Source organism: Kribbella sp. NBC_00889 (assembly GCF_045207705.1).
Taxonomy (GTDB): Bacteria; Actinomycetota; Actinomycetes; order Propionibacteriales; family Kribbellaceae; genus Kribbella.
Map to the genome: position 1 here is coordinate 1,432,411 of NZ_CP108783.1, position 19,031 is coordinate 1,451,441.

Genomic DNA, 19,031 nt, shown 5'->3' on the forward strand with positions numbered 1-19,031 from the left:
GGCACGTACTCTAGGTGGCTGTCATGCGTACTTATGAGGTCCGCACCTACGGGTGCCAGATGAATGTTCACGACTCCGAGCGGCTGCGCGGGCTGCTGGAGGACGCGGGCTACGTCCGCGCGCCCGAGGGTGATCAGGCCGACGTGGTCGTCTTCAACACCTGCGCGGTCCGGGAGAACGCCGACAACAAGCTGTACGGCAATCTCGGTCACCTGGCGCCGGTGAAGGCCAAGACGCCGGGCATGCAGATCGCCGTCGGTGGGTGTCTGGCGCAGAAGGACAAGGCCAGCATCACCAAGAAGGCGCCGTGGGTGGACGTCGTCTTCGGCACCCACAACATCGGCTCGCTTCCGGCGTTGCTGGAGCGCGCGCGGGTGGAGCAGGAGTCGCAGGTCGAGATCCTCGAGGCGCTCGAGGTGTTCCCGTCCACGCTGCCGACCCGGCGCGAGTCGCCGTACTCGGCCTGGGTGTCGGTGAGCGTCGGCTGCAACAACACGTGCACGTTCTGCATCGTGCCGTCGCTGCGCGGCCGGGAGAAGGATCGCCGGCCGGGCGACGTACTCGCCGAGGTCGAGGCGCTGGTCGCCGAGGGCGTGCTGGAGGTGACCCTGCTCGGCCAGAACGTGAACTCGTACGGCGTCGAGTTCGGCGACCGCTACGCCTTCGGCAAACTGCTCCGGGCCTGCGGCACGATCGACGGGCTGGAGCGGGTCCGGTTCACCTCGCCGCACCCGCGTGACTTCACCGCGGACGTGATCGAGGCGATGGCCGAGACGCCGAACGTGATGCCCTCGTTGCACATGCCGCTGCAGTCCGGCTCGGACCGGGTTCTGAAGGCCATGCGGCGCTCGTACCGCCGCGATCGGTACCTGAAGATCATCGAGGACGTGCGGGCCGCGATGCCCGACGCCGCGATCACCACCGACATCATCGTCGGTTTCCCCGGTGAGACCGAGGAGGACTTCCAGGGCACGCTCGACGTGGTCCGGCAGGCGCGGTTCGCGGGTGCGTTCACCTTCCAGTACTCGAAGCGTCCCGGGACGCCGGCGGAGTCGATGGAGGACCAGGTCCCGCGCGACGTCGTCCAGGATCGGTACGAACGTCTGGTCGCGCTGCAGGACGACATGGCCTGGGACGAGAACAAGTTGACCGTCGGCCGGTCGCTCGAGGTGCTCGTTGCCGAGGGGGAGGGGCGCAAGGACGCCGCCACCCATCGACTCAGCGGCCGCGCGCGGGACAACCGGCTCGTCCACTTCGCGCTGCCGGAGGGCGTCGAGGCTCCGCGACCGGGTGACATGGCAACGGTCGAGGTCACGTACGCCGCGCCACACCACCTCGTCGCGGATGTCTTCGGTGCAGTACGACGTACGCGCGCCGGCGACGCCTGGGAGCGAGCCCAGGACGCACCGGCCTCGACACCAGGAGTGATGCTCGGCATGCCCACGATCGGAGCGAAGCCGCTGGAGCCCGCGGTCGGCGGGTGCCAGGTCGGATGAAGCTTCCAGCCGGCGCCGAGCCGTTCGCCAACGGGCGCGATGCGGACGTCTACGCCCTGAGCGACGGCCGGGTACTGCGGCGGTACCGCAACGGGCATCCGGTGCGCGACGAGGCCGAGTACATGCGGCATGTCGCGAAGTACGACTACCCGGTGCCGACGGTCTTCGAGGTCGACGGGCCGGACATGGTGATGCAGCGGATCGACGGTCCGACGCTGGGCGACGCCGCGATCGCAGGTCAGCTGACCGCGACCGAATTGGGTGAGCTGCACGCCGACCTGCACCGGCGGCTGCATGCGATCCCGCCTCCGAGCGGTGCCGACGGGCTGGTCGTCGTGCACGGCGATCTGCATCCGCTCAATGTCATCGCGACGACCGATGGTCCGGTCGTCATCGACTGGTGCAACGCCGAGGAGGGACCGGCGGAGTTCGACGTCGCGATGAGCGCGATCATCTTCGCCCAGGTCGCCCTCGACCCGGCGTTCGCGGAGCTGTCACCCCTCCTGCGCGAGGCTCTCGGCAGCTACCTCGCACACTCCATCGACCCGACGCCTGGTCTGCCCGCCGCGCTCCGTGCTCGGAGCAACAATCCCACCCTCTCCAGCGAGGAGCTGGCGATGCTGCCGGCCCAGGAAGCCCTGATCCGCTCACATCTCTAGGCGTTCAGGAACGCGGACGGCTTGAGGGCGCGGGTGACGATGCGGAGCTCGCCGATGTGGCCGGCGAAGGACTGCTCGATCACGTTGGCGTAGTGGTTCGCACGCAGGAGCCAGGGCTTGCCGGCGGTCGCCAGTCCGTTGGACGTGGTGGCCGGATTGCGGAGCAGCGGCGACGAGTCGACGTACAAGGTGCTGTGCCTTCCGTCGTTGACCACCGCGAGGTGGAGCCACTGTCCGGCGACCTGTTCGTGGCCCCAGTTCGTGAACGTGTCGTTGCGGTCGAGCGGGTACACGGCCCACTGCAGTTGGCGTCCGCCGGAGAACGCGAGGTTGACCACCGGCTCCGACGGATCGCTGCCGGTCCTGCCCGCATCCGCGCCGGTGCCCATCCGGCTCAGTAGGCCCTCCCAGGCGTGGTCGGCGCCGTCGTCGGCCAGCTTCACGAACGCCTCGATCGTGTAGCCGTTGGTGAAGGTGAGGGCGTTGAGTGGCGCGCCGTCGGCGGTCCGCAGGTAGCCGCCGCGGGCCGGGTTCTTGCCGCCGGAGAACAGCCAGCTGGCGTGCCCGGGCTGATCCTGGTGGAACTCCGTCGAGGCCTGCGGTCCATCGCCGGCCAGTTGCACGCGGGTCAGGTGGTTGCCCTTGCCTGAGTGGTCGACCACCTTGTCGGTGACCGGCCCGTCGAAGCGCCAGTACGCCGCCGTACCCGGAATGACGAGTTGCGCGGCCGGCCGCGCGGGGCGGACCGGGACGGGGTCGAAGCCGGCGAACCGCTCGGCGAAGTCGATCGGGATGCTGAACCGGTTGGTGTCGTCGGTCAGCTCCAGATCGCCCTCGGCCAGCGCGTTGCGCTTGGCCGGGTCCTGGCCGAGGAGCCACGGCGCGATCGTCTCGACGTCGATCGTGTTCCGGGCCAGGTCGAAGTGGTAGAGCCGGATCATCCCGGATCCGCCGTAGTACCGGTCCTGGTAGTTGGTCAGATGCAGGTGTACGTCGTGGCCGGCAGCGTTCTGGCGGACGACCCGGCCGGGCGGCCAGAAGTGGCCGTTCAGCGTGAGGAAGATCTGGTCGTTGCCGTTCACCAACTGGTCCCAGACCCGGTTGCCGTGGTCGGTGAAGTACGCCACCGGCCGGCCGTGGTCGGCGTTCACCAACTCGTGCGTGGTCAGGATGACCGGCAGCGTCGGGTGTTTGGCGATCACGTCCCGCGCCCACGCGAAGCTGGCGTCCGACGGCCGCCAGTCCATTGCCAGCAGCAACCATTGCCGGCCGGCCGCGCGGAACACGTGGTACGAGTTGTACCCGTTCGGCGTCGAGCCGCCGTACGTCGCCATCCGCCGGAACCGCTGCGGCGGGAACGTCTGCAAGTACGCCGAGTCGCCGCGGGTGTCGTCCTTCGACGCGTCGATGTCGTAGTTGCCGGCGAGAACGGAGTACGGCATCCGGGCCTGGTCGAGGATCTTGAACACCGGGTCCGCCTGGGCGAACTCGGACGCCTGCGCGTTCTCGACCACGTCACCGAGGTGCGCGGTGAACACGATGTTCTCGGCCGACCGCTGGTCGATCAGGTACTCGAAGCTCGCGGTCAGCGGCGCCGGATCGCCGCGGTCCAGGTCGAACTGGTACTGCGTGTCCGGCACGACGGCGACCGTGAACCGCGGGTGCTCGGTGTCGATCCGCCCACCCGATGCCTTGCTCGCCTGGGTTGCCTGGGTCGCCGCCGCTGCGGCCCCTCCGGTGCTCAGCGTGCCCGATGTGAGCACCGTACCCGCGCCGAGTGCACCCGCCTGCAACAGTCGCCGCCGGCTCGTCCCGTCGTACCGCTCGTCCATCGCTCGCCTCCGAAGCTCGCTGACATCGCAGCGAACTCTAGAGCGAGGCGATCTAAGCGTCGGTGAACTCAGTCGAAACCGTGGGCGATCACCGCGGGAAGGCCGTCACCGGCCAGACCGGCCAGCACCCGCGCCTCGTGCGGAACGACCGGGTCGGGGAGCTTGTCCAGCGAGTACCACTCCAGGCCGCCTGCCTTGTCCGGCTCCATCAGCCGGGGCTCACCGCTCCAGCGGGACGTCGTGAAGAAGAAGTCGACCCGCTCGTCGATCGGGTCACCGTTCCCGCCGGTCCGGTGCATCGCGGTCACCGGCGTGAGATCCGTCGGATCGATCTCCACCCCAACCTCTTCCCGCACCTCCCGCACCGCCGCCTCGAGCACCGACTCGCCCTTCTCCACATGCCCCGCCGGCACCGCCCAGTACCCATCCATGTAACCGGTGTTGGCCCGCAGCATCATCAACACCTCATCCCCCCGCCGCAACACCACATAAGCCGCCGGAACCACGCGAAACCGATCCATACAAGCACCCTAATCACCCCCGCCGACAACCCAGCCGGACCTCCCGGAAAGGACTCCTCCTCCGAGGGCTGCGGGTAGGAAATCCTGTGGCGGTGGTGGGTGGGCTGGTGACATGGTGGCGCGTATGCCGGATGTCGTGGTGCCGCTGACGGTGAGGGATCTGGTTGCCGAGGATCTGTACCCGGGGTTCTCCGGCTGGACGGGTACGCATCTTGCGGGGACGTTCGAGGTACTTGAGCGGGCGAAGCGCGGGGAAGTGGACTTCCTCGCGGTCTGTCCGCCGTCGGGGATTCCTGTGGCGACCGGCGGGGTCGACTACGCCAAGCCTTCGGGTGTTCCGGTGCTTTGGCAGCTGGAGGTTGATGCGCCGCTACGGTCCTGTGGCATCGGCACAGTCCTCGTCCAGGCGTTGGAGGAGCGGATCCGCGGACGTGGTCTCACCTTGGCCGAGCTGGGAGTGGACGAGAACGCCGCACGGCCGCGTGCACTCTACGAACGCCTCGGGTACGTCGTGGTCGGCCGCGAGCCTGGCGGCTGGAATCGGGAGACACCGGACGGCACGGTGACCCGGTACGAAACGATGATCACCGTCCTCCGCAAGACGCTTGCCTGACCCTCCGCCTGGACCGGCCGTGGGCCAGCGAGGCGTCGGGGAGGATGTGCACATGAACGAGGACGAGGACTTCCTGGCTGAGCACGCGCAGCTCGCCGGGGCGCAAGCCGAAGCCGATGCCGAACGGATCCGGCAGGAGGCCGAGGACGCCACCGCCGACCCGGCGGCTCAGCAGGAGTGGATCCGCCAGTCCAACCTGATCTACGGCGGACTGGGTGCCGCCGGTCTGGTCGTGGTGCAGCCATTCCTGACCGAGCCCTCGCTCGACCCGTCGGCGATGGTGTGTGTCATCGCGTTCGCCGTCTCGATCCCGTTGCTTGCCGCGCTCCTGGTGCTGAATCGGCAGGAGGAGTTTCGTCGTCGAGCGAGCAGGTCACCGTTGGTCGGACTCGCCAAGGCAGTCGCACAAGGCTCGGCGTTCGTCGGCATCACCGCGGCGTTCTGGCACATGTCCATGATCGCGGGGATCGTGTTCCTGGCCGTGGGGTTCGTCGCGGTAGGAGTGCATTCCTCGGGGTACGTGCGACTGGAGTACGACTCCAAGTTCCGCTCGAGATTCACTCGCCGCCGGGTTCCTGAGGCGTAACCACCGCGCGGGCGTCGACCTCTCGTACGGCGTCGGCGATGGCGCGGAAGTCCTTCTTGAGGATCGCGCCGTGGCTGCTGGCGACCTTCGCGCTGAGCTCGAGGTTCGGGTTCCGCTCGAAGACCTGATCGAGGCTCGCGCGAATTCGTTCCTGCTCGTCACTCTTGCTGCCGAACGACGACCCCGACGCAAGCACGTACCGCACCGGGACGCTGATGTTGTCCAGCACCGGGCCGAGCTCACTTTCCCGGGAGATCTTGCCGAGCTCGATGTTGCACTCGGCCTGCTGTTCGGCGCTCATCCGCGGTACCAGACCCGTCGAGCGCAGCAGCGGCGTGAACCACCCCATCCGCCGGAACAGCTTCCGGATCCGCTGCTCCATGGCCTCGTCCAGCCAGTCGTACGGTTCCGCGCCGTCAACCAGGACCGCGCCGATGGCACGCTCCGGATTCCGGCTGGCCCAATGCGCCGCGACGAACGCTCCGTACGACCAGCCCACCACCAGCGCCCGGTCCACACCCCGGGCCGCGAGTACGGCGTCGACATCCCGTACGGCGGCCTCGAACGAATAGTCCGCGGAAGGCTTCGACTTCTTGCCGCGCCCCCGCTCGTCGTAGCTGATGTGTCGCCATCCCGACCCCAGCTCGGAGATCACCCGCCGCCAATACCCCTGAGTCGCAAACTGCCCATTGAGGTACACCACGGGAACGCCGGACCCGCCGGTGTCCGTAACGGCCAGAGCCGTGTCATCAACCGACACCATGCCGGCCCATCCAGAGTCGGTCGAGGGAATGCTGTTCTTCGTCATGCACCCACCATCAACCCCCGCCCTGACACCACCCTGACACTGCGATGACGCGGCCGCCCCACCTCCTCGAGCCCGCACGAGCCTGCGCGGTCCGAGATCTGTCAGCCCATTGCGAGAGGACCCCTGCTGTGATTGTGGTACGCCCAGCCACTGCCGATGACATCGACGAGCTTCTGAGGCTCACTGAAGAGCTGGACCGCTTCTACGGCGGCACAGACCTGGATCCTGTCGAGTTTCGACGTCAACAAGTTCACGAGGCCCTCTTTGGTGACATGCCGGCGGCCCAGGTGCTGCTCGCGCTGGAGGGCGAGACGGTGGTCGCCTTCGCTTCCTACTCGTACCTCTGGCCCGCCGTCGGCCTGACACGTTCGCTCTATCTCAAGGAGCTGTACGTTTCGCAGGCGATGAGCCGTCGCGGCGCTTGCTGGTGTTCGGCTTGGCGAAGCTCTTCTACCGCCTCGAGCACTAAATGTGGACTGGCCTCACTCTGTGCGCCCATCAACCATCGAACCGCCGCCGTGATGGTTGACGGGTGCTCAAGGTGAGGTGCCGCCCGCCGGGCGACAACCCACGACTGCGTGACTGCACCGATCACCGGAAACTTTTCGTCGCTGGGCGCACTTTTGTTTCCGAAGATCGCGACGGTCGGTGAGTGCGTATGATGGGTCAGCGCGCCGCCGGAGGCGGCTGGATGGACAGCCGCGCCGAAGGCGCGTTGTTTCTGGGCTGCAGATCCGTGAGCCGTCGCAGGCCGAAGGGCCGCGAGAAATCTCGCGGCCCTTCGGGTGGTGCGGTCAGGCGGGGCGGTTCGTGCCGGGGATGTCGTCGTTCTGGCCGTCGAGGCCGTCCAGGCCCTCCTTGGCCTTCTCGACACCCTGGTCGATCTTGTCGCCGTACTTGCCGCCGGTCTTCTCGTCGACGAAGTCACCGGCCTTGTCCAGACCCTCGCCGACCTTGTCGCCGTGCTGGTCGACCAGGTCGCCGGCCTTGTCCTTCAGGCCCTCGGCCTTGCCCTTGAACTTGTCGAAGATGCCCATCGTCGGGCTCCCATTCCTGCGTAGTGAACTGCTTACGGACAGCTAGCGGTGATCTTCGCACCTCCCGGCCCCGAACTGTGGGACCTGCACCGCCGCCGTCGTGACAGGAATTAGCTGTCGCCGCCGGGCCTGGACTCGACGTCACCACCGCTGCCGTCAGGTTCGGACTCGACATCGCCGCCGGAGTCGGACTCGACGTCACCGCCGCTGAACTCGACGTCGCCACCACTGCGCTTCAACTCGACGTCCCCACCACTGCGCTTTGCGGCAGCAAGATCCTCTTTGCTGTCGCCCCCCAGGTCCAGCGCGTCCTTCGCCGCGTCAGACTCTTCCTCGAACGGATTCGTCACAGCGTCATTCCTCCCGTATCGGTGTTGCGATCATCAAGATGAGTCCTACCGAACTTTCCGGGTCAACCACAAGCCCGGTGCCGGGTTTTGGTGCACTCTTCAACTGATCCTGGCCAGGGCCGTGGAGCGGGGACGGCAGCGACACTGACACACTGGAGTGATGGCCGAACCACTCGTCGTCGCGGTCGTCGGCCCCACCGCGGCCGGCAAGTCCGACCTGTCCGTTGCCCTGTGCAAACGCCTGGGTGGCGAGGTGGTGAACGCCGACGCGATGCAGGTGTACCGCGGCATGGACGTCGGTACGGCGAAGATCACGGCGGCCGAGCGCAACGGCGTACCGCATCATCTGCTCGACATCCTCGACGTCACCGAGACCGCGACCGTGGCCGAGTTCCAGCAGTTGGCGCGGGCCGCGATCGACGACTGTGTCAGCCGGAGCGTGGTGCCGGTGCTGGCCGGCGGTTCCGCGTTGTACGTGCGCGCGATCCTCGACGACTTCGAGTTCCCCGGTACGGACGCCGCCGTACGCGAAAAGCTGGAAGCGGAGCTCGAACGCGTCGGGTCCGGAGCGCTGCACCAGAGGCTCGCCGAGGTGGATCCGAAGGCGGCCGAGCAGATTCTGCCGAGCAACGGGCGGCGGATCGTCCGGGCGCTGGAGGTCATCGAGATCACCGGCGGGCCGTACGTCGCGACGTTGCCCGAGCATCACTATGTCTACCCGGGTGCGGTGCAGCTCGGTCTCGACGTACCGCGGCCGGAGCTGGACGAGCGGATCGGCCGGCGGGTGGACCGGATGTTCGACGCGGGTTTCGTGGACGAGGTGCGAGATCTGCTGGACAAGGGTTTGCTTGAAGGGAAGACGGCCAACCGTGCCCTCGGCTACTCGCAGGTGATCGCGTTGCTCGACGGTGAGATCAGCGAGCAGGAGGCGCGGGAGCGGACCGCCCAGTCCACCCGCCGGTTCGCGCGGCGGCAGGACTCGTGGTTCCGTAAGGACCAACGCATTGCGTGGCTCCCGTACGACGACCCCGATCTGGTGGAGAAGGCACTGAACGTGATAGCCGAAGGCAACCGAAGGGGGACCGGCGGCGTAGTCGGGGTGGAAGAGGGCCCAGCCCATGGCCGGGGGTCCGTCGATGCGAGGGGGTGACCGTGAGGCCGAGTTCCGCGAGTACCTGCTCGCGGACCGCACCCGACTGATGAGAACGGCGTTGCTGCTCACCGCGGGGGATGTGCACACCGCCGAAGATCTGGTCCAGACCGCCTGCACCCGCGTGTACGTGCACTGGCACCGGATCAAGCACGAGGGCGCCGGACCGTATGCGCACCGCATCCTGGTCAACGCCTTCCTGGACGAGCGCCGCCGGGCCGGCCGCCACCCTGAGGTGGTGACCGCGGAGACGCTCGAGCCGCGGCTGACCGACGAGGCGGACCCGGTGGACACGCTGGCCGTCCGGCGGGCGCTGCTGGATCTCGCACCGCGGCAGCGGGCGGTCCTGGTACTGCGGTACTTCCAGGATCTCGACGTGGCGACGTGCGCGCGGATCTTGCAATGCACCGAGGGGACCGTGAAGAGCCAGACCGCGAAGGCACTGAAGAGACTGAAGGACCTGATGACCGACGAACCGTCGGATCAGGCGACCGGGAGTAGTTGAGGAGAAGTGGACGAGGTCAAGAGGTTGCTGGAGGGGTTCGCCGACGAGGCCGCCGATGGGCTGCCGACGGCGGATATCGACGCGGACGTCGCGCGTGGGCGCCGGGCGTTGCGCCGGATCAAGCGGCGTCGCCGGGTGACCGGTGTGCTGTGCGTGGCGGCGGTCTCAGCGGCCGTGCTCGCGATCGGCAACCAGGTGAAGTGGTGGGGGAACCCGGGGACCGAGGTCGCCGGTGGACCGGCCGACAGCGAGACCGCGCAGGCAGCGCCGTCGTCCTCGTCACCCGCGCCGGCCGAAGGCGGCGAGACGATGTCGATGTTCGGTGCGTCCGTGGTCGAACTGGTCGCCAACCAGCAGTCCTGGAACACGATCGGCTGCACCCTCGCCCCGAAGGGCTGGAGCGCCGAGACCCCGATCCCGCAGGATCGCGTCATCCTGTCCCGGCCGACGATGCGGACCGCGGACACCGACACCAAGGTGGTCCTGCAGGCGGCTCCGGAGGCTCGCACGCTCGCATCGGTCCAGGTCACCCAGTCGGCCGGCAAGACGTTCCACATCGGCCGGCTCGAAGGCCGCGTCGCGGGTCAGGTGAAGCTGCCCGATCGGTGGCTCCTGGTCGAGCTTCCGGCCGGGGACAAGGACTGGAACCCCGAGCTGCTCCGCCGCTTCCTGGACTCCTGCACAGTGAACTAACAGGAACTGACCGGGGAACTAGCCGCGCCACAACTGGCGCGCAGGCCCCGTTCGGGATAGGCAAGGGCTTGACCCTGTACGCCGACGCCCCGCGGGAGAACCTGGTGAAGAAGCTGGTCGCATCCCTGTCTGCAGGTGCCCTCGTCCTGTCCGGCCTGAGTGCGAGCGGCGCGGCCGCCGGCTCGCAGCAGCCGCCGGCCAAACATCCGACCGCCATCGGGTTCGGTGGTGCGGTCGCCTCGGTCGACCCCGAAGCCACGAACGCCGGCCTCGGCGTACTGCGCCGTGGCGGCAACGCCGTCGACGCCGCGGTAGCCACCGCCGCCGCGCTCGGCGTGACCGAGCCGTACTCCGCGGGAGTGGGCGGAGGCGGGTACTTCGTCTTCTACAACGCCAAGAAACACAAGGTGTTCACGATCGACGGCCGCGAGACCGCGCCCGCCACGATGCCCAACGACGCGTTCATCGACCCGGCAACCGGTCAGCCGTACCGCTTCACCCCGGAGCTGGTGACATCCGGCGTCTCGGTCGGCATCCCGGGCACCTTGGCGACCTGGGATTCGGCGTTGCGGCAATGGGGTTCGCTGTCGCTGGGCAAGGCGCTGAAGCCGGCCGCCGACCTGGCCGATCGGGGCTTCGTCGTGGACGACACCTTCCGCAGCCAGACCCTGGACAACAAGGCCCGGTTCAGCGCGATCGTGCCGACGGCCAAGCTGTTCCTTCCCGGCGGTGACGCGCCGAAGGTCGGCTCGGTGTTCAAGAACCCGGAGCTCGCCGACACCTACCGGATGCTCGGCAAGGAGGGCCTGTGGGCCTTCTACGGCGGCCCGCTGGCGTCCGAGATCGAGGCAGTCGTGAAGACCCCGCCCAAGGCCGCGGGTGCAACGTTGCCCGTGATGCCCGGCTACCTCACGACCAGCGACCTGTCCAAGTACAAGACGATCAACCGGGAGCCGACGAAGGTCCGGTACGACGGCCTGGACGTGTACGGCATGCCCCCTTCGTCATCCGGTGGGACCACGGTCGGCGAGGCGCTGAACATCCTCCAGCCGCTCCAGCTGGACAAGATGGACACCCCGCAGGCCTTGCACACCTACCTCGAGGCGTCCGCCCTCGCCTTCGCGGATCGAGCCGCGTACGTCGGTGATCCGGCGTACGTCGACGTACCGACAAAGGAGCTGTTGTCGCGCGGTTTCGGCGCCGAGCGGTCCTGCGCGATCGACCCGGAGCACGCCGCGACCAAGCCGGTGAAGGCCGGCTCGCCCGACGGCAAGTACTCGCAGTGCGCCAAGGGTGTAGCGACCACGCAGCGGCCGGACACGGAAGGTCTGTCGACCACACACTTGGTTGCCGCCGACAAGTGGGGCAACGTCGTCTCGTACACGCTCACGATCGAGCAGACCGGCGGCAGCGGCATCACGGTGCCGGGTCGCGGGTTCCTGCTGAACAACGAGCTGACCGACTTCTCCGCGGTCTACGACGAGGCCGACCCGAACCGGATCCAGCCGGGCAAGCGGCCGCGGTCGTCGATGTCGCCGACGATCGTGCTGCGCAGTGGCAAGCCGTTCCTGGCGCTGGGTTCGCCGGGTGGCTCGACCATCATCACGACCGTCCTGCAGACGCTGACGAACCGGCTCGACCGGGACATGACGTTGCCGGAGGCAATCGCGGCGCCACGTGCGTCTCAGCGCAACACCGCGACCGTGACGGCAGAGCCGCCGTTCATCGACGCGTACGCCGCCGCCCTTAAGCCGTACGGCCACACGCTGGTCCCGTCGGGCGACGCGTTCACCTCGGCCGCGGAGATCGGTGCCGTTGCCGCGCTGGAGTTCCTGCCAGGCGGTGGGATCCTCGCTGCCGCTGAGCCGACGCGCCGTGGTGGCGGAGCGGCGGGAACGGTCAAACAGCTGTGGCCTAGATAGTTGTGATGATGGCGGCGACCAGGTCGGCCCGTTCGGCCAGGCTCGCCGCGATCACCTGCTCGTGGACGGCGTGGGCACCCTTCCCTCGGGGGCCCAGGCCGTCCAGGGTCGGGATGCCCAGCCAGCCGGTCAGGTTCGTGTCGGCGGCGCCTGAGGCCGGTGCACCACCGATCTCCTGACCAACCGATCGCGCGGCCGCCTGCACCTTCCGCAGCAGCTCATCGGTCGCCGCCGACGGCTGCCAGGCAGGCCGGTTCGACATCACCGACACCTGCAACTGAGCGTCGGGCCGGATCGGCTCGAGACTCGTCACGGCGTCCAGCACCGCCCGCTCGGTCTCCGGGTCGATGAACCGGAACCCGACGTCGGCAGCGGCCGCCCCGGCTACGACGTTCGTCCGTCCACCTCCCGTGATCGTGCCGACGTTGCACAGCACGTCGTCGTACCCCGCGACCAAGGCGCGTACGGCGACCAGTTGGTCGATGAGCTCGTCGATCGCGGAGACTCCGCGGCCGGGGTCGAGTGCGGCGTGCGCCTCGCGGCCCGTGACCTCGATGCGGACCCGGCTGCTGCCGCGGCGCGCGGTCTTGAGGTCGCCGTTCGGGAGCGGCGATTCGAAACCGAAGACGGCGACCACGCCGGACGATTCGGCGGTGACAAGCTCGCGGGCGGTCGGCGATCCGACCTCCTCGTCCGCGACCACGACGACGCGCACCGGGCGATGATCGCGATCCGCGATCTGCTCGAGCGCCGCCTCGAGGACGACCAGCCCACCCTTCATGTCGAAGACGCCGGGACCGTGCAGCAGCCCGTCCTGCTCGCGCCAGGGCATCGCGTCGCGCAGTTGCCCGATCGGCCAGACCGTGTCGTGGTGACCGATGAAGAGCAGCGGCGCCTCAGCAGCGAGCGGACCGTGGCCGGGGAAGTCGGCAACGATGTGGTCGCCGGTCGGTGCCGCAACGCGACGGGCAGTCCCGCCGAGCTCGGCGTACCGGTCGAGGAGCCGGTCGGCGAAGGCGTTCAGTGCCTGGGCGGCACCGGTCGGCGTCTCGTGCCCGACGTACTCCCGGAGTCGATCGATCATCATAGATATGCAACGTATCATCATTTGGTCACCAATTGACTCTCTTATTGTCCAGGGGATTTACTCAGGATCTGTTACGTATCTTCGAGAGGAGTGGGCCGGTGCAGGACAGCTTCAGATCCGTCTCGCTCACCACCCAGGACCGGTACGCGGAGGCCGCGGTGCTGTATCGCGAGGTCTTCGGCTACCAGCACCCCGACTACGGGCTGAACCCGCGGCTGCTCGGTGCACTGGCGAGCAACGGCGGATCGGTGGTCGGTGTACTGGACGAGAGCGATCGGCTCGTCGCCTTCGCCTATGGCTTCTGCGGTACGGACAAGCGCGGCTTCTACCACTACTCGCAATCGGCCGTGGTCGCCGCCGGACACCAGGGACGCGGCCTGGGCCGGCAGCTGAAGTACGCGCAGCGCGAGGTGGCGCTCGGCTCGGGCATGACCCGGATGCGCTGGACCTACGATCCGTTCCAGATCCGCAACGGCCACTTCAACTTCGATGTGCTCGGCGCCCGCGGTCACTGGTTCGCCCCGGACATGTACGGACCCGGCACCGACCGGGTCGTCGTCGAGTGGGATCTGACCGACCAGCCCAACGCTGTCCCTGACCAGGAGCTGACCGAGCTGGTGATGCCGGCCGAGTCGACGGACAAGGACCGGCACGAGGTGCGAGCGGCGTTCGAGGAGTTGTTCGCCAAGGGTCTCGCCGCGGTGTCCTGCCGCCGGCTGCCGGACGGGAACGCCGTCTACTACTTCGGACCGGTGGACGATGTCTGACGATCTGCGGAACCGCGAACTGACCAGCCCGCAAGAGCGGTACGACGCCCGCCTCCAGCGCCGGTCGTCGACTCTGTTGCAGCGACGCGTGGTCGAGCAGGAGCGAGCCTCGATCGAGCAGGCACTCGACGAGATCCTGGCCGACGACTCGATCGCCCAGGCTGCCGCCCGGATCGTCGCCGCCCGCCGCCGGTTCATCATCGGCTCCGCGAAGTCGTTCTCGTACGCCTCGCTGCTCGCCTTCGACCTGAGCGCCGGCCTGTCCCAGGTGACGTTGATCGACGGCACCGTCGTCCGCGGTGTCGACGTACTGTCCGACGTCCGGTCGAGTGACTTGATGGTCGCGTTCTCGCTGCGCCGGTATCGCCGCGACACCGTCGAGATCGCCCGCAGATTCGTCGAGGCCGGCGGCGAACTCGTTGCCGTCACGGACTTCGAGGACGCGCCGCTGGCGAAGATCGCGGACCAGTCCATCTACGTCGCCACCGGCAGTGCGTCGTACGTCGACTCGCCGACGGTGGTGGCGGCCGTGCTGCACGTGCTGGCGACCCTGACCACGGCGAGCGCCAAGGGTGCGCGCCGGCGGCTGGGGGAGCGCGACCGCCTGAACACGGAGCTGGGCCTGTATGTCAACTGACCTGAAGATCACCGCGGCCCGGCTGCACCGGGTCCGGATGCCGCTGGTGCATGCCTTCCGTACCAGCTCGCACCGCAAGACCTACCTCGATCACATCCTCGTCGAGGTGGAAGACGCGTCGGGAGCCGTCGGCTGGGGCGAGATCGCTTCGCCATCGGATCCGTACTACGCGCCGGAGACCGTCGAGACGTGCTGGCAGATTGCCGAGCGTTACCTCCTTCCGGCCGTGCTCGGGCAGACCTGGGAGCGGCCCGAGCAGGTTCCGAAGTTGTGGGCCAAGGTTCGGGGGAACCAGTTCGCCAAGGCCGGCGTGGATGTCGCCGCCTGGGTGCTGTGGTCGACCGTGCGAGGTGTACCGCTGGCCGAGGCACTCGGCGGAACGCGGACCGAGGTTGTCGCCGGGGTGTCGCTCGGGATCGAGCCGACGATCGACGATCTGCTGGCCGAGGTCGAGCGCCAGGTGGGAGCCGGGTATCCGCGGGTCAAGCTGAAGATCGCGCCCGGCTGGGACGTCGAACCGGTGCGGGCGGTGCGAGCGGCGTACCCGGAACTGGATCTCCATGTCGATGCCAACGGCATCTATTCCGCGGAGCAGTCGGACGGGCTGCGGGCGCTGGACGAGTTCGGCCTGACCATGATCGAGCAGCCGTTCGCGCCGCGGGACCTGCTCGCCCACGCCCGCCTGCAGCAGGCGATGACAACCCCGATCTGCCTGGACGAGAGCATCGAGACCCTCGACGACCTGGAGACCGCTCTGGCCGTCGAGGCTCTGAAGGTGCTCAACATCAAGGTGTCGCGGATGGGTGGCCTGACCGCCGCCCGCGCCGCGCATGACCGCGCTCAGCAGGCCGGCATCCCGGTCTGGTGCGGCGGCATGCACGAGTTCGGCATCGGCCGCGCCGCGAACGTCGCGATCTCCAGTCTCCCCGGATTCTCCCTCCCGTCGGACGTCTCCGCCTCGGAGAAGTACTACGCCCAGGACGTGATCACACCCGCGGTGACTGCCACCCGGGGTGTCGTCCAGGTGCCGACAGGAACCGGTCTCGGGCACACGGTCGACGCGGAGCTGATCGCCGCGAACACCGTTGCCACGCTGTCCCTCTGAACGAACAGGACTCTTGATGAGCCAGGACCAGAAGAGCACGACCACGTCTGCGAACGCTTACCAGGTCGAAGTCGCGCCCGGGCGCCGCCGACTGGTGAACGCGCTGGCCGGGGCCGGGCTGGTCGTCTCGATCGTCGCCGGCCTGCTCACCGACGGCCCGACGCTGTGGGGCCTGCTGCCGATCGTGCTGTACGCCGTCCTGTGCCTGCTCGGCATGGACATCGTCGTCGGCACCGTCGTCGCCGTGCTGTCCGGCGTACTGATCGCGGGACTGAGCCCGATCGAGACCGGCACGTTGCTGGGCAAGTCGCTGGCCGACTCGGTGACCGCGATCGGCCTGATCATCGTGCTGGGCGCCGGCGTCGGCGAGGTCCTCAGAGTCACCGGCGTGGCGTCGACGATCGTGTCCGGCGTGATGCGGGTGGCCGGCAACCGCAGCAAGGTGGCGGTCGTGCTCGGCGTGATGGTCGCATGCCTGGTCCTCGTCGCCAGCCTCGGCACCCTCGCCGGAGCCCTGGCCATCGCGGCGCCGATCGTGCTGCCGATCACCGCGCGGCTGGGCTACACCCGCGCCGCGACCGCGTCGATGATCTTCATCGGCGGCTGCGCCGGCCTGACGATCGCGCCCTTCGCCGGTTCGAACGTCGCGATCATGACCGCGGCCGACGTCAACTACCTGACCTACCTCGGGTACGGCGCCGGACCGCTGGCACTGCTCTCGCTGGTGCTCGGACCGTTCGTGGTGGCCTACATCCAGCGCCGGACCGCGCGCACCGGCGACGAGTACGACCTTGCCGAACTCGTCTCCGACGACAGTGCGACGACCGCTCGGGCGCCACGCGCCGCGACTGCCACCTTCCTCGTCGTACTGCTCGGCAGTGTCGTGTATGCGACGGTGACCGAGGCCGGCACCAACTTCCCGCTGCTCGCGCTGCCGGTGCTGGGCATCGTCACCGGGTTGGCCGGACGCCTCTCCGCGAAGGACATCGCCGAGCACATGTACCGCGGTGGCGCCAAGCTGATCAGCATCCTGTTGCTCTTCTGGTTGCTGGCGGCCCTCTTCGCGCTGATCGACCAGCTCGCGCCGTTCAAGGTCATCCTCGACCAGCTCGGTCCGGAGCTCGCGACGGTGTCCGGCTTCGGGGTGGCGATCGCGATCGCCTTGCTCGGCTGGGTCGGCGTACCGGGCGCGACCGCGGCCCAGGTCGTCCTGCTGGACAAGGTGTTCGGGACGCTGGCGGCGAGCGCTGGGGTCGGACCGGGAGCCTGGGTTGTGGTGCTGCTGTTCGCGTCGAAGGCGGACACCTACGGCCCGTTCCCGAACGCCAACATGGTCGGTGCGATGGGCCTGGCCCGATCCTCCGACCTGAAGAGCATGCTGATCACCGGGTGGATGATGCTGGTGCCCGCCTGCGTGATGTACGCCGTGATACTGCTGGTGACAACATGATCGCGATCACGGGTGGCCTCGTCCTGGACGGCAGTGGTGCGGACGCAGTCGCTGCAACGGTGCTGATCGACGGCGAGCGGATCGCCGACGTACTGCCGCCTGACTCCGCGCCGGCCGACGCCGAGGTGATCGATGCCGCGGGCAACATCGTGGCACCCGGGTTCATCGACCTGCACTCGCACGCGGACTTCTCCGTGCGCACGTCGCCGGACGCGGCCACGCAGCTGCATCAAGGCGTCACCACACTGGTCACAGGGAACTGCGGCTGGTCGCCGTTCCCGATCACCGATCTGGAGTCCATGAAGGCCGGTACGGCGTTCCTCGACCCGCAGCACGACTGGTCGTGGCGGGACACGAGTGAGTTCGCTGCACCCCTGCAACCTGCCGTCAACCTCGCGCTGCAGGTGGGGCACTCGTCGCTCCGGATCGCGGCCATGGGCAGCGCCGAGCGGGCGCCGTCGGCGGACGAGCTGCGGACGATGCAGGACCTGCTGCGGAAGGCCGCCGATCAAGGTGCTGTCGGTTTCTCGACCGGGCTGATCTACGCACCGGGCGCGTACGCCGAGTCCTCCGAGGTCGCTGCCCTGGTGGCGACCGCGGCCGAGTGCGGTCTGCTCTACTCGACGCACATCCGCAACGAAGGCGCGGACCTGCTGGCAGCACTGGACGAGGCGATCGCCGCTGCGAGGGCCGCCGGGGCGAGACTCGAGGTATCCCACCTGAAGGCAGTGGGCAAGGCGAACTACGGCCTTGTCACCGGTGCACTCGAGCTCCTCGACCAAGCCCGCGCAGACGGAGTCGACGTGGCCTGGGACGTCTATCCGTACACAGCCTCCAGTACGACGCTCACGGCCCGGCTACCCACGTGGGCGATGGGCGGCGGCCCGCATGCCCTCCTGGCCAGGCTCGCCGACCGGGCCGAACGGGAGCGCATCGCGGAGGCGATCCGGCCCCGCGACCTGCTCGATGGGAACGCCGTCGTGATCGCGTCGCTGCCACCCGGCCGGTACGAGGACTGCCGTGGTCTCAGCCTGGCCGAGATCGCTCGCCGCGACGAGGTGGACGCGGCCGAAGCCGCACTGCGCGTGCTCGAACACCACCGGGCCGCGGTCAGCGTCGTCAACCACGCGATGAACGAGGACGACGTCGTCACCGTGCTGCAGCACCCGTGCACGAGCGTTGCGAGCGACGGCTGGATCCTCGACGCCACCGGCACCGGTCACCCGCATCCCCGCAACTTCGGCACGTTCCCCCGCGTCCTCGGCCGCTACACCCGCGACCTCGGCGTCCTTACCTTGCCCGAGGCGATCCGGCGGATGACCTCGCTCCCGGCCTCCCGCCTCGGCTTCGACGACCGCGGTGTGGTGAAACCCGGTGCCGTCGCGGACCTCGTCGTACTGGATCCGGCCCAGGTCGCCGATCGGTCGACGTACGACGATCCGTGGCAACTGTCGGTCGGCATCGAGCACATGCTCGTCGCGGGCCAACCGGTGCTGACGGACGGCGTACCGACGGCCGCGCGGCCGGGCCGGGTGCTCACGCTTTCTTGAAACGCTTGGGCGCGGTCGGCAGCGGGGGAGGAGCGGTGGGCTCGTCGTCGGCCGCGGTCTCGAGCCACCCGTCGTACTCCGCCAGGACCTCGTCCACCTCGGCCTTGTCCACCTCGCGCAGTACGACGACCCATGGGTGGTCCTCGTCGTCGTCCTCGCCGTGGAAGCGCCCGCGCCGGAACTGGCCGCCGAGCCGTTCGGCGGCCGCCTCGGCGTCCTCCTGCTCCCAGAAGTACGCGATCAGCTCCATGAGGGACACCGTA

General features: G+C 68.5%; 21 protein-coding genes. 14 read left to right on the forward strand and 7 right to left on the reverse strand.

Annotation, left to right across the window (positions count from 1 at the left end):
- Positions 1–23: 23 nt before the first annotated feature.
- The gene (miaB, locus tag OG817_RS07025; protein WP_396394115.1) at positions 24–1,496 is read left to right on the forward strand and encodes a tRNA (N6-isopentenyl adenosine(37)-C2)-methylthiotransferase MiaB; all 1,473 of its coding nucleotides are present in this window, start codon (positions 24–26) and stop codon (positions 1,494–1,496) included.
- Entirely contained in the window at positions 1,493–2,155 is a 663-nt protein-coding gene (locus OG817_RS07030) for a phosphotransferase (RefSeq protein ID WP_396394116.1), read from the forward strand. Before miaB ends, OG817_RS07030 begins: the two co-directional genes overlap by 4 nt.
- Here the strand turns inward: OG817_RS07030 and OG817_RS07035 are convergent.
- Together OG817_RS07035 and OG817_RS07040 are read right to left on the reverse strand one after the other, a co-directional pair.
- Entirely contained in the window at positions 2,152–3,987 is a 1,836-nt protein-coding gene (locus tag OG817_RS07035; protein WP_406052897.1) for a LamG-like jellyroll fold domain-containing protein, read from the reverse strand. The genes OG817_RS07030 and OG817_RS07035 overlap by 4 nt on opposite strands.
- A gap of 68 nt (positions 3,988–4,055) precedes the next feature.
- A complete protein-coding gene (locus tag OG817_RS07040) occupies positions 4,056–4,508 on the reverse strand; it encodes an NUDIX domain-containing protein (protein WP_406052898.1) in 453 nt (150 codons plus the stop codon).
- Positions 4,509–4,632: 124 nt separating this feature from the next.
- Between OG817_RS07040 and OG817_RS07045 the strand changes: the two genes are divergently transcribed.
- Together OG817_RS07045 and OG817_RS07050 are read left to right on the forward strand one after the other, a co-directional pair.
- Positions 4,633–5,121: a GNAT family N-acetyltransferase gene (locus OG817_RS07045; RefSeq protein WP_406052899.1), complete on the forward strand. Its 489-nt coding sequence runs from the start codon at positions 4,633–4,635 to the stop codon at positions 5,119–5,121.
- Positions 5,122–5,173: 52 nt separating this feature from the next.
- On the forward strand, positions 5,174–5,707 hold the full coding sequence (locus OG817_RS07050) for a hypothetical protein (protein WP_406052900.1): 534 nt from the start codon (positions 5,174–5,176) through the stop codon (positions 5,705–5,707).
- Here OG817_RS07050 and OG817_RS07055 read toward each other — a convergent pair.
- A complete protein-coding gene (locus OG817_RS07055) occupies positions 5,679–6,515 on the reverse strand; it encodes an alpha/beta fold hydrolase (protein WP_406052901.1) in 837 nt (278 codons plus the stop codon). The genes OG817_RS07050 and OG817_RS07055 overlap by 29 nt on opposite strands.
- A gap of 128 nt (positions 6,516–6,643) precedes the next feature.
- On the opposite strand from OG817_RS07055, the gene OG817_RS07060 reads away from it, so the two are divergent.
- Entirely contained in the window at positions 6,644–7,060 is a 417-nt protein-coding gene (locus tag OG817_RS07060) for a GNAT family N-acetyltransferase (RefSeq protein WP_406052902.1), read from the forward strand.
- Between the two features lie 249 nt (positions 7,061–7,309).
- On the opposite strand, the gene OG817_RS07065 is transcribed toward OG817_RS07060, so the two are convergent.
- Both OG817_RS07065 and OG817_RS07070 read right to left on the reverse strand, forming a co-directional pair.
- Positions 7,310–7,552 (reverse strand): antitoxin, encoded by a 243-nt coding sequence (locus OG817_RS07065; protein WP_396394122.1) that lies wholly within the window; start codon positions 7,550–7,552, stop codon positions 7,310–7,312.
- A 110-nt stretch (positions 7,553–7,662) separates the two neighbouring features.
- Entirely contained in the window at positions 7,663–7,902 is a 240-nt protein-coding gene (locus OG817_RS07070; protein WP_360452156.1) for a hypothetical protein, read from the reverse strand.
- 160 nt (positions 7,903–8,062) lie between these two features.
- Here OG817_RS07070 and miaA point away from each other — a divergent pair, with 160 nt between their 5' ends.
- From miaA to ggt, 4 genes are all read left to right on the forward strand, one after another.
- Positions 8,063–9,052 (forward strand): tRNA (adenosine(37)-N6)-dimethylallyltransferase MiaA, encoded by a 990-nt coding sequence (gene miaA / locus OG817_RS07075; protein WP_406052903.1) that lies wholly within the window; start codon positions 8,063–8,065, stop codon positions 9,050–9,052.
- Positions 9,039–9,557, forward strand: a complete 519-nt coding sequence (locus OG817_RS07080) for a SigE family RNA polymerase sigma factor (RefSeq protein WP_131354892.1) — start codon at positions 9,039–9,041, stop codon at positions 9,555–9,557. The genes miaA and OG817_RS07080 overlap by 14 nt, the downstream gene beginning before the upstream one ends.
- A gap of 6 nt (positions 9,558–9,563) precedes the next feature.
- Positions 9,564–10,250 carry a hypothetical protein gene (locus OG817_RS07085; protein ID WP_406052904.1) on the forward strand — a complete coding sequence of 229 codons (687 nt, stop codon included), beginning with the start codon at positions 9,564–9,566 and terminating at the stop codon, positions 10,248–10,250.
- A 68-nt stretch (positions 10,251–10,318) separates the two neighbouring features.
- Complete coding sequence (gene ggt, locus OG817_RS07090) at positions 10,319–12,172, forward strand: gamma-glutamyltransferase (RefSeq protein WP_406052905.1); 1,854 nt, start codon at positions 10,319–10,321, stop codon at positions 12,170–12,172.
- Here ggt and OG817_RS07095 read toward each other — a convergent pair.
- A complete protein-coding gene (locus OG817_RS07095) occupies positions 12,165–13,256 on the reverse strand; it encodes a M20/M25/M40 family metallo-hydrolase (protein ID WP_406052906.1) in 1,092 nt (363 codons plus the stop codon). The genes ggt and OG817_RS07095 overlap by 8 nt on opposite strands.
- Before the next feature lie 101 nt (positions 13,257–13,357).
- On the opposite strand from OG817_RS07095, the gene OG817_RS07100 reads away from it, so the two are divergent.
- Genes OG817_RS07100 through OG817_RS07120 form a run of 5 tightly spaced genes read left to right on the forward strand, consistent with a single transcriptional unit; the run spans position 13,358 to position 18,768 of the window.
- Positions 13,358–14,026, forward strand: a complete 669-nt coding sequence (locus tag OG817_RS07100) for a GNAT family N-acetyltransferase (protein ID WP_406052907.1) — start codon at positions 13,358–13,360, stop codon at positions 14,024–14,026.
- Positions 14,019–14,663, forward strand: coding sequence for a MurR/RpiR family transcriptional regulator (locus tag OG817_RS07105; RefSeq protein WP_396394129.1), 645 nt, complete (start codon positions 14,019–14,021; stop codon positions 14,661–14,663). The genes OG817_RS07100 and OG817_RS07105 overlap by 8 nt, the downstream gene beginning before the upstream one ends.
- A complete protein-coding gene (gene menC / locus OG817_RS07110) occupies positions 14,653–15,768 on the forward strand; it encodes an o-succinylbenzoate synthase (protein WP_406052908.1) in 1,116 nt (371 codons plus the stop codon). The genes OG817_RS07105 and menC overlap by 11 nt, the downstream gene beginning before the upstream one ends.
- Before the next feature lie 16 nt (positions 15,769–15,784).
- Positions 15,785–17,218 (forward strand): Na+/H+ antiporter NhaC family protein, encoded by a 1,434-nt coding sequence (locus tag OG817_RS07115; RefSeq protein WP_406052909.1) that lies wholly within the window; start codon positions 15,785–15,787, stop codon positions 17,216–17,218.
- On the forward strand, positions 17,215–18,768 hold the full coding sequence (locus tag OG817_RS07120) for an amidohydrolase family protein (protein WP_406052910.1): 1,554 nt from the start codon (positions 17,215–17,217) through the stop codon (positions 18,766–18,768). The genes OG817_RS07115 and OG817_RS07120 overlap by 4 nt, the downstream gene beginning before the upstream one ends.
- On the opposite strand, the gene OG817_RS07125 is transcribed toward OG817_RS07120, so the two are convergent.
- On the reverse strand, positions 18,755–19,018 hold the full coding sequence (locus OG817_RS07125; RefSeq protein WP_406052912.1) for a hypothetical protein: 264 nt from the start codon (positions 19,016–19,018) through the stop codon (positions 18,755–18,757). The two genes, OG817_RS07120 and OG817_RS07125, sit on opposite strands and share 14 nt — an antisense overlap.
- Positions 19,019–19,031: the final 13 nt, after the last annotated feature.

Excerpts from the sequence above, each read along its gene's own strand:
- miaB (WP_396394115.1), top strand. The coding sequence starts at position 24 with ATGCGTACTTATGAGGTCCGCACCTACGGGTGCCAGATGAATGTTCAC.
- OG817_RS07030 (WP_396394116.1), top strand. The coding sequence starts at position 1,493 with ATGAAGCTTCCAGCCGGCGCCGAGCCGTTCGCCAACGGGCGCGATGCG.
- OG817_RS07035 (WP_406052897.1), bottom strand. The coding sequence starts at position 3,987 with ATGGACGAGCGGTACGACGGGACGAGCCGGCGGCGACTGTTGCAGGCG.
- OG817_RS07040 (WP_406052898.1), bottom strand. The coding sequence starts at position 4,508 with ATGGATCGGTTTCGCGTGGTTCCGGCGGCTTATGTGGTGTTGCGGCGG.
- OG817_RS07045 (WP_406052899.1), top strand. The coding sequence starts at position 4,633 with ATGCCGGATGTCGTGGTGCCGCTGACGGTGAGGGATCTGGTTGCCGAG.
- OG817_RS07050 (WP_406052900.1), top strand. The coding sequence starts at position 5,174 with ATGAACGAGGACGAGGACTTCCTGGCTGAGCACGCGCAGCTCGCCGGG.
- OG817_RS07055 (WP_406052901.1), bottom strand. The coding sequence starts at position 6,515 with ATGACGAAGAACAGCATTCCCTCGACCGACTCTGGATGGGCCGGCATG.
- OG817_RS07065 (WP_396394122.1), bottom strand. The coding sequence starts at position 7,552 with ATGGGCATCTTCGACAAGTTCAAGGGCAAGGCCGAGGGCCTGAAGGAC.
- miaA (WP_406052903.1), top strand. The coding sequence starts at position 8,063 with ATGGCCGAACCACTCGTCGTCGCGGTCGTCGGCCCCACCGCGGCCGGC.
- OG817_RS07080 (WP_131354892.1), top strand. The coding sequence starts at position 9,039 with ATGCGAGGGGGTGACCGTGAGGCCGAGTTCCGCGAGTACCTGCTCGCG.
- OG817_RS07095 (WP_406052906.1), bottom strand. The coding sequence starts at position 13,256 with ATGATCGATCGACTCCGGGAGTACGTCGGGCACGAGACGCCGACCGGT.
- OG817_RS07105 (WP_396394129.1), top strand. The coding sequence starts at position 14,019 with ATGTCTGACGATCTGCGGAACCGCGAACTGACCAGCCCGCAAGAGCGG.
- menC (WP_406052908.1), top strand. The coding sequence starts at position 14,653 with ATGTCAACTGACCTGAAGATCACCGCGGCCCGGCTGCACCGGGTCCGG.
- OG817_RS07115 (WP_406052909.1), top strand. The coding sequence starts at position 15,785 with ATGAGCCAGGACCAGAAGAGCACGACCACGTCTGCGAACGCTTACCAG.
- OG817_RS07120 (WP_406052910.1), top strand. The coding sequence starts at position 17,215 with ATGATCGCGATCACGGGTGGCCTCGTCCTGGACGGCAGTGGTGCGGAC.
- OG817_RS07125 (WP_406052912.1), bottom strand. The coding sequence starts at position 19,018 with ATGGAGCTGATCGCGTACTTCTGGGAGCAGGAGGACGCCGAGGCGGCC.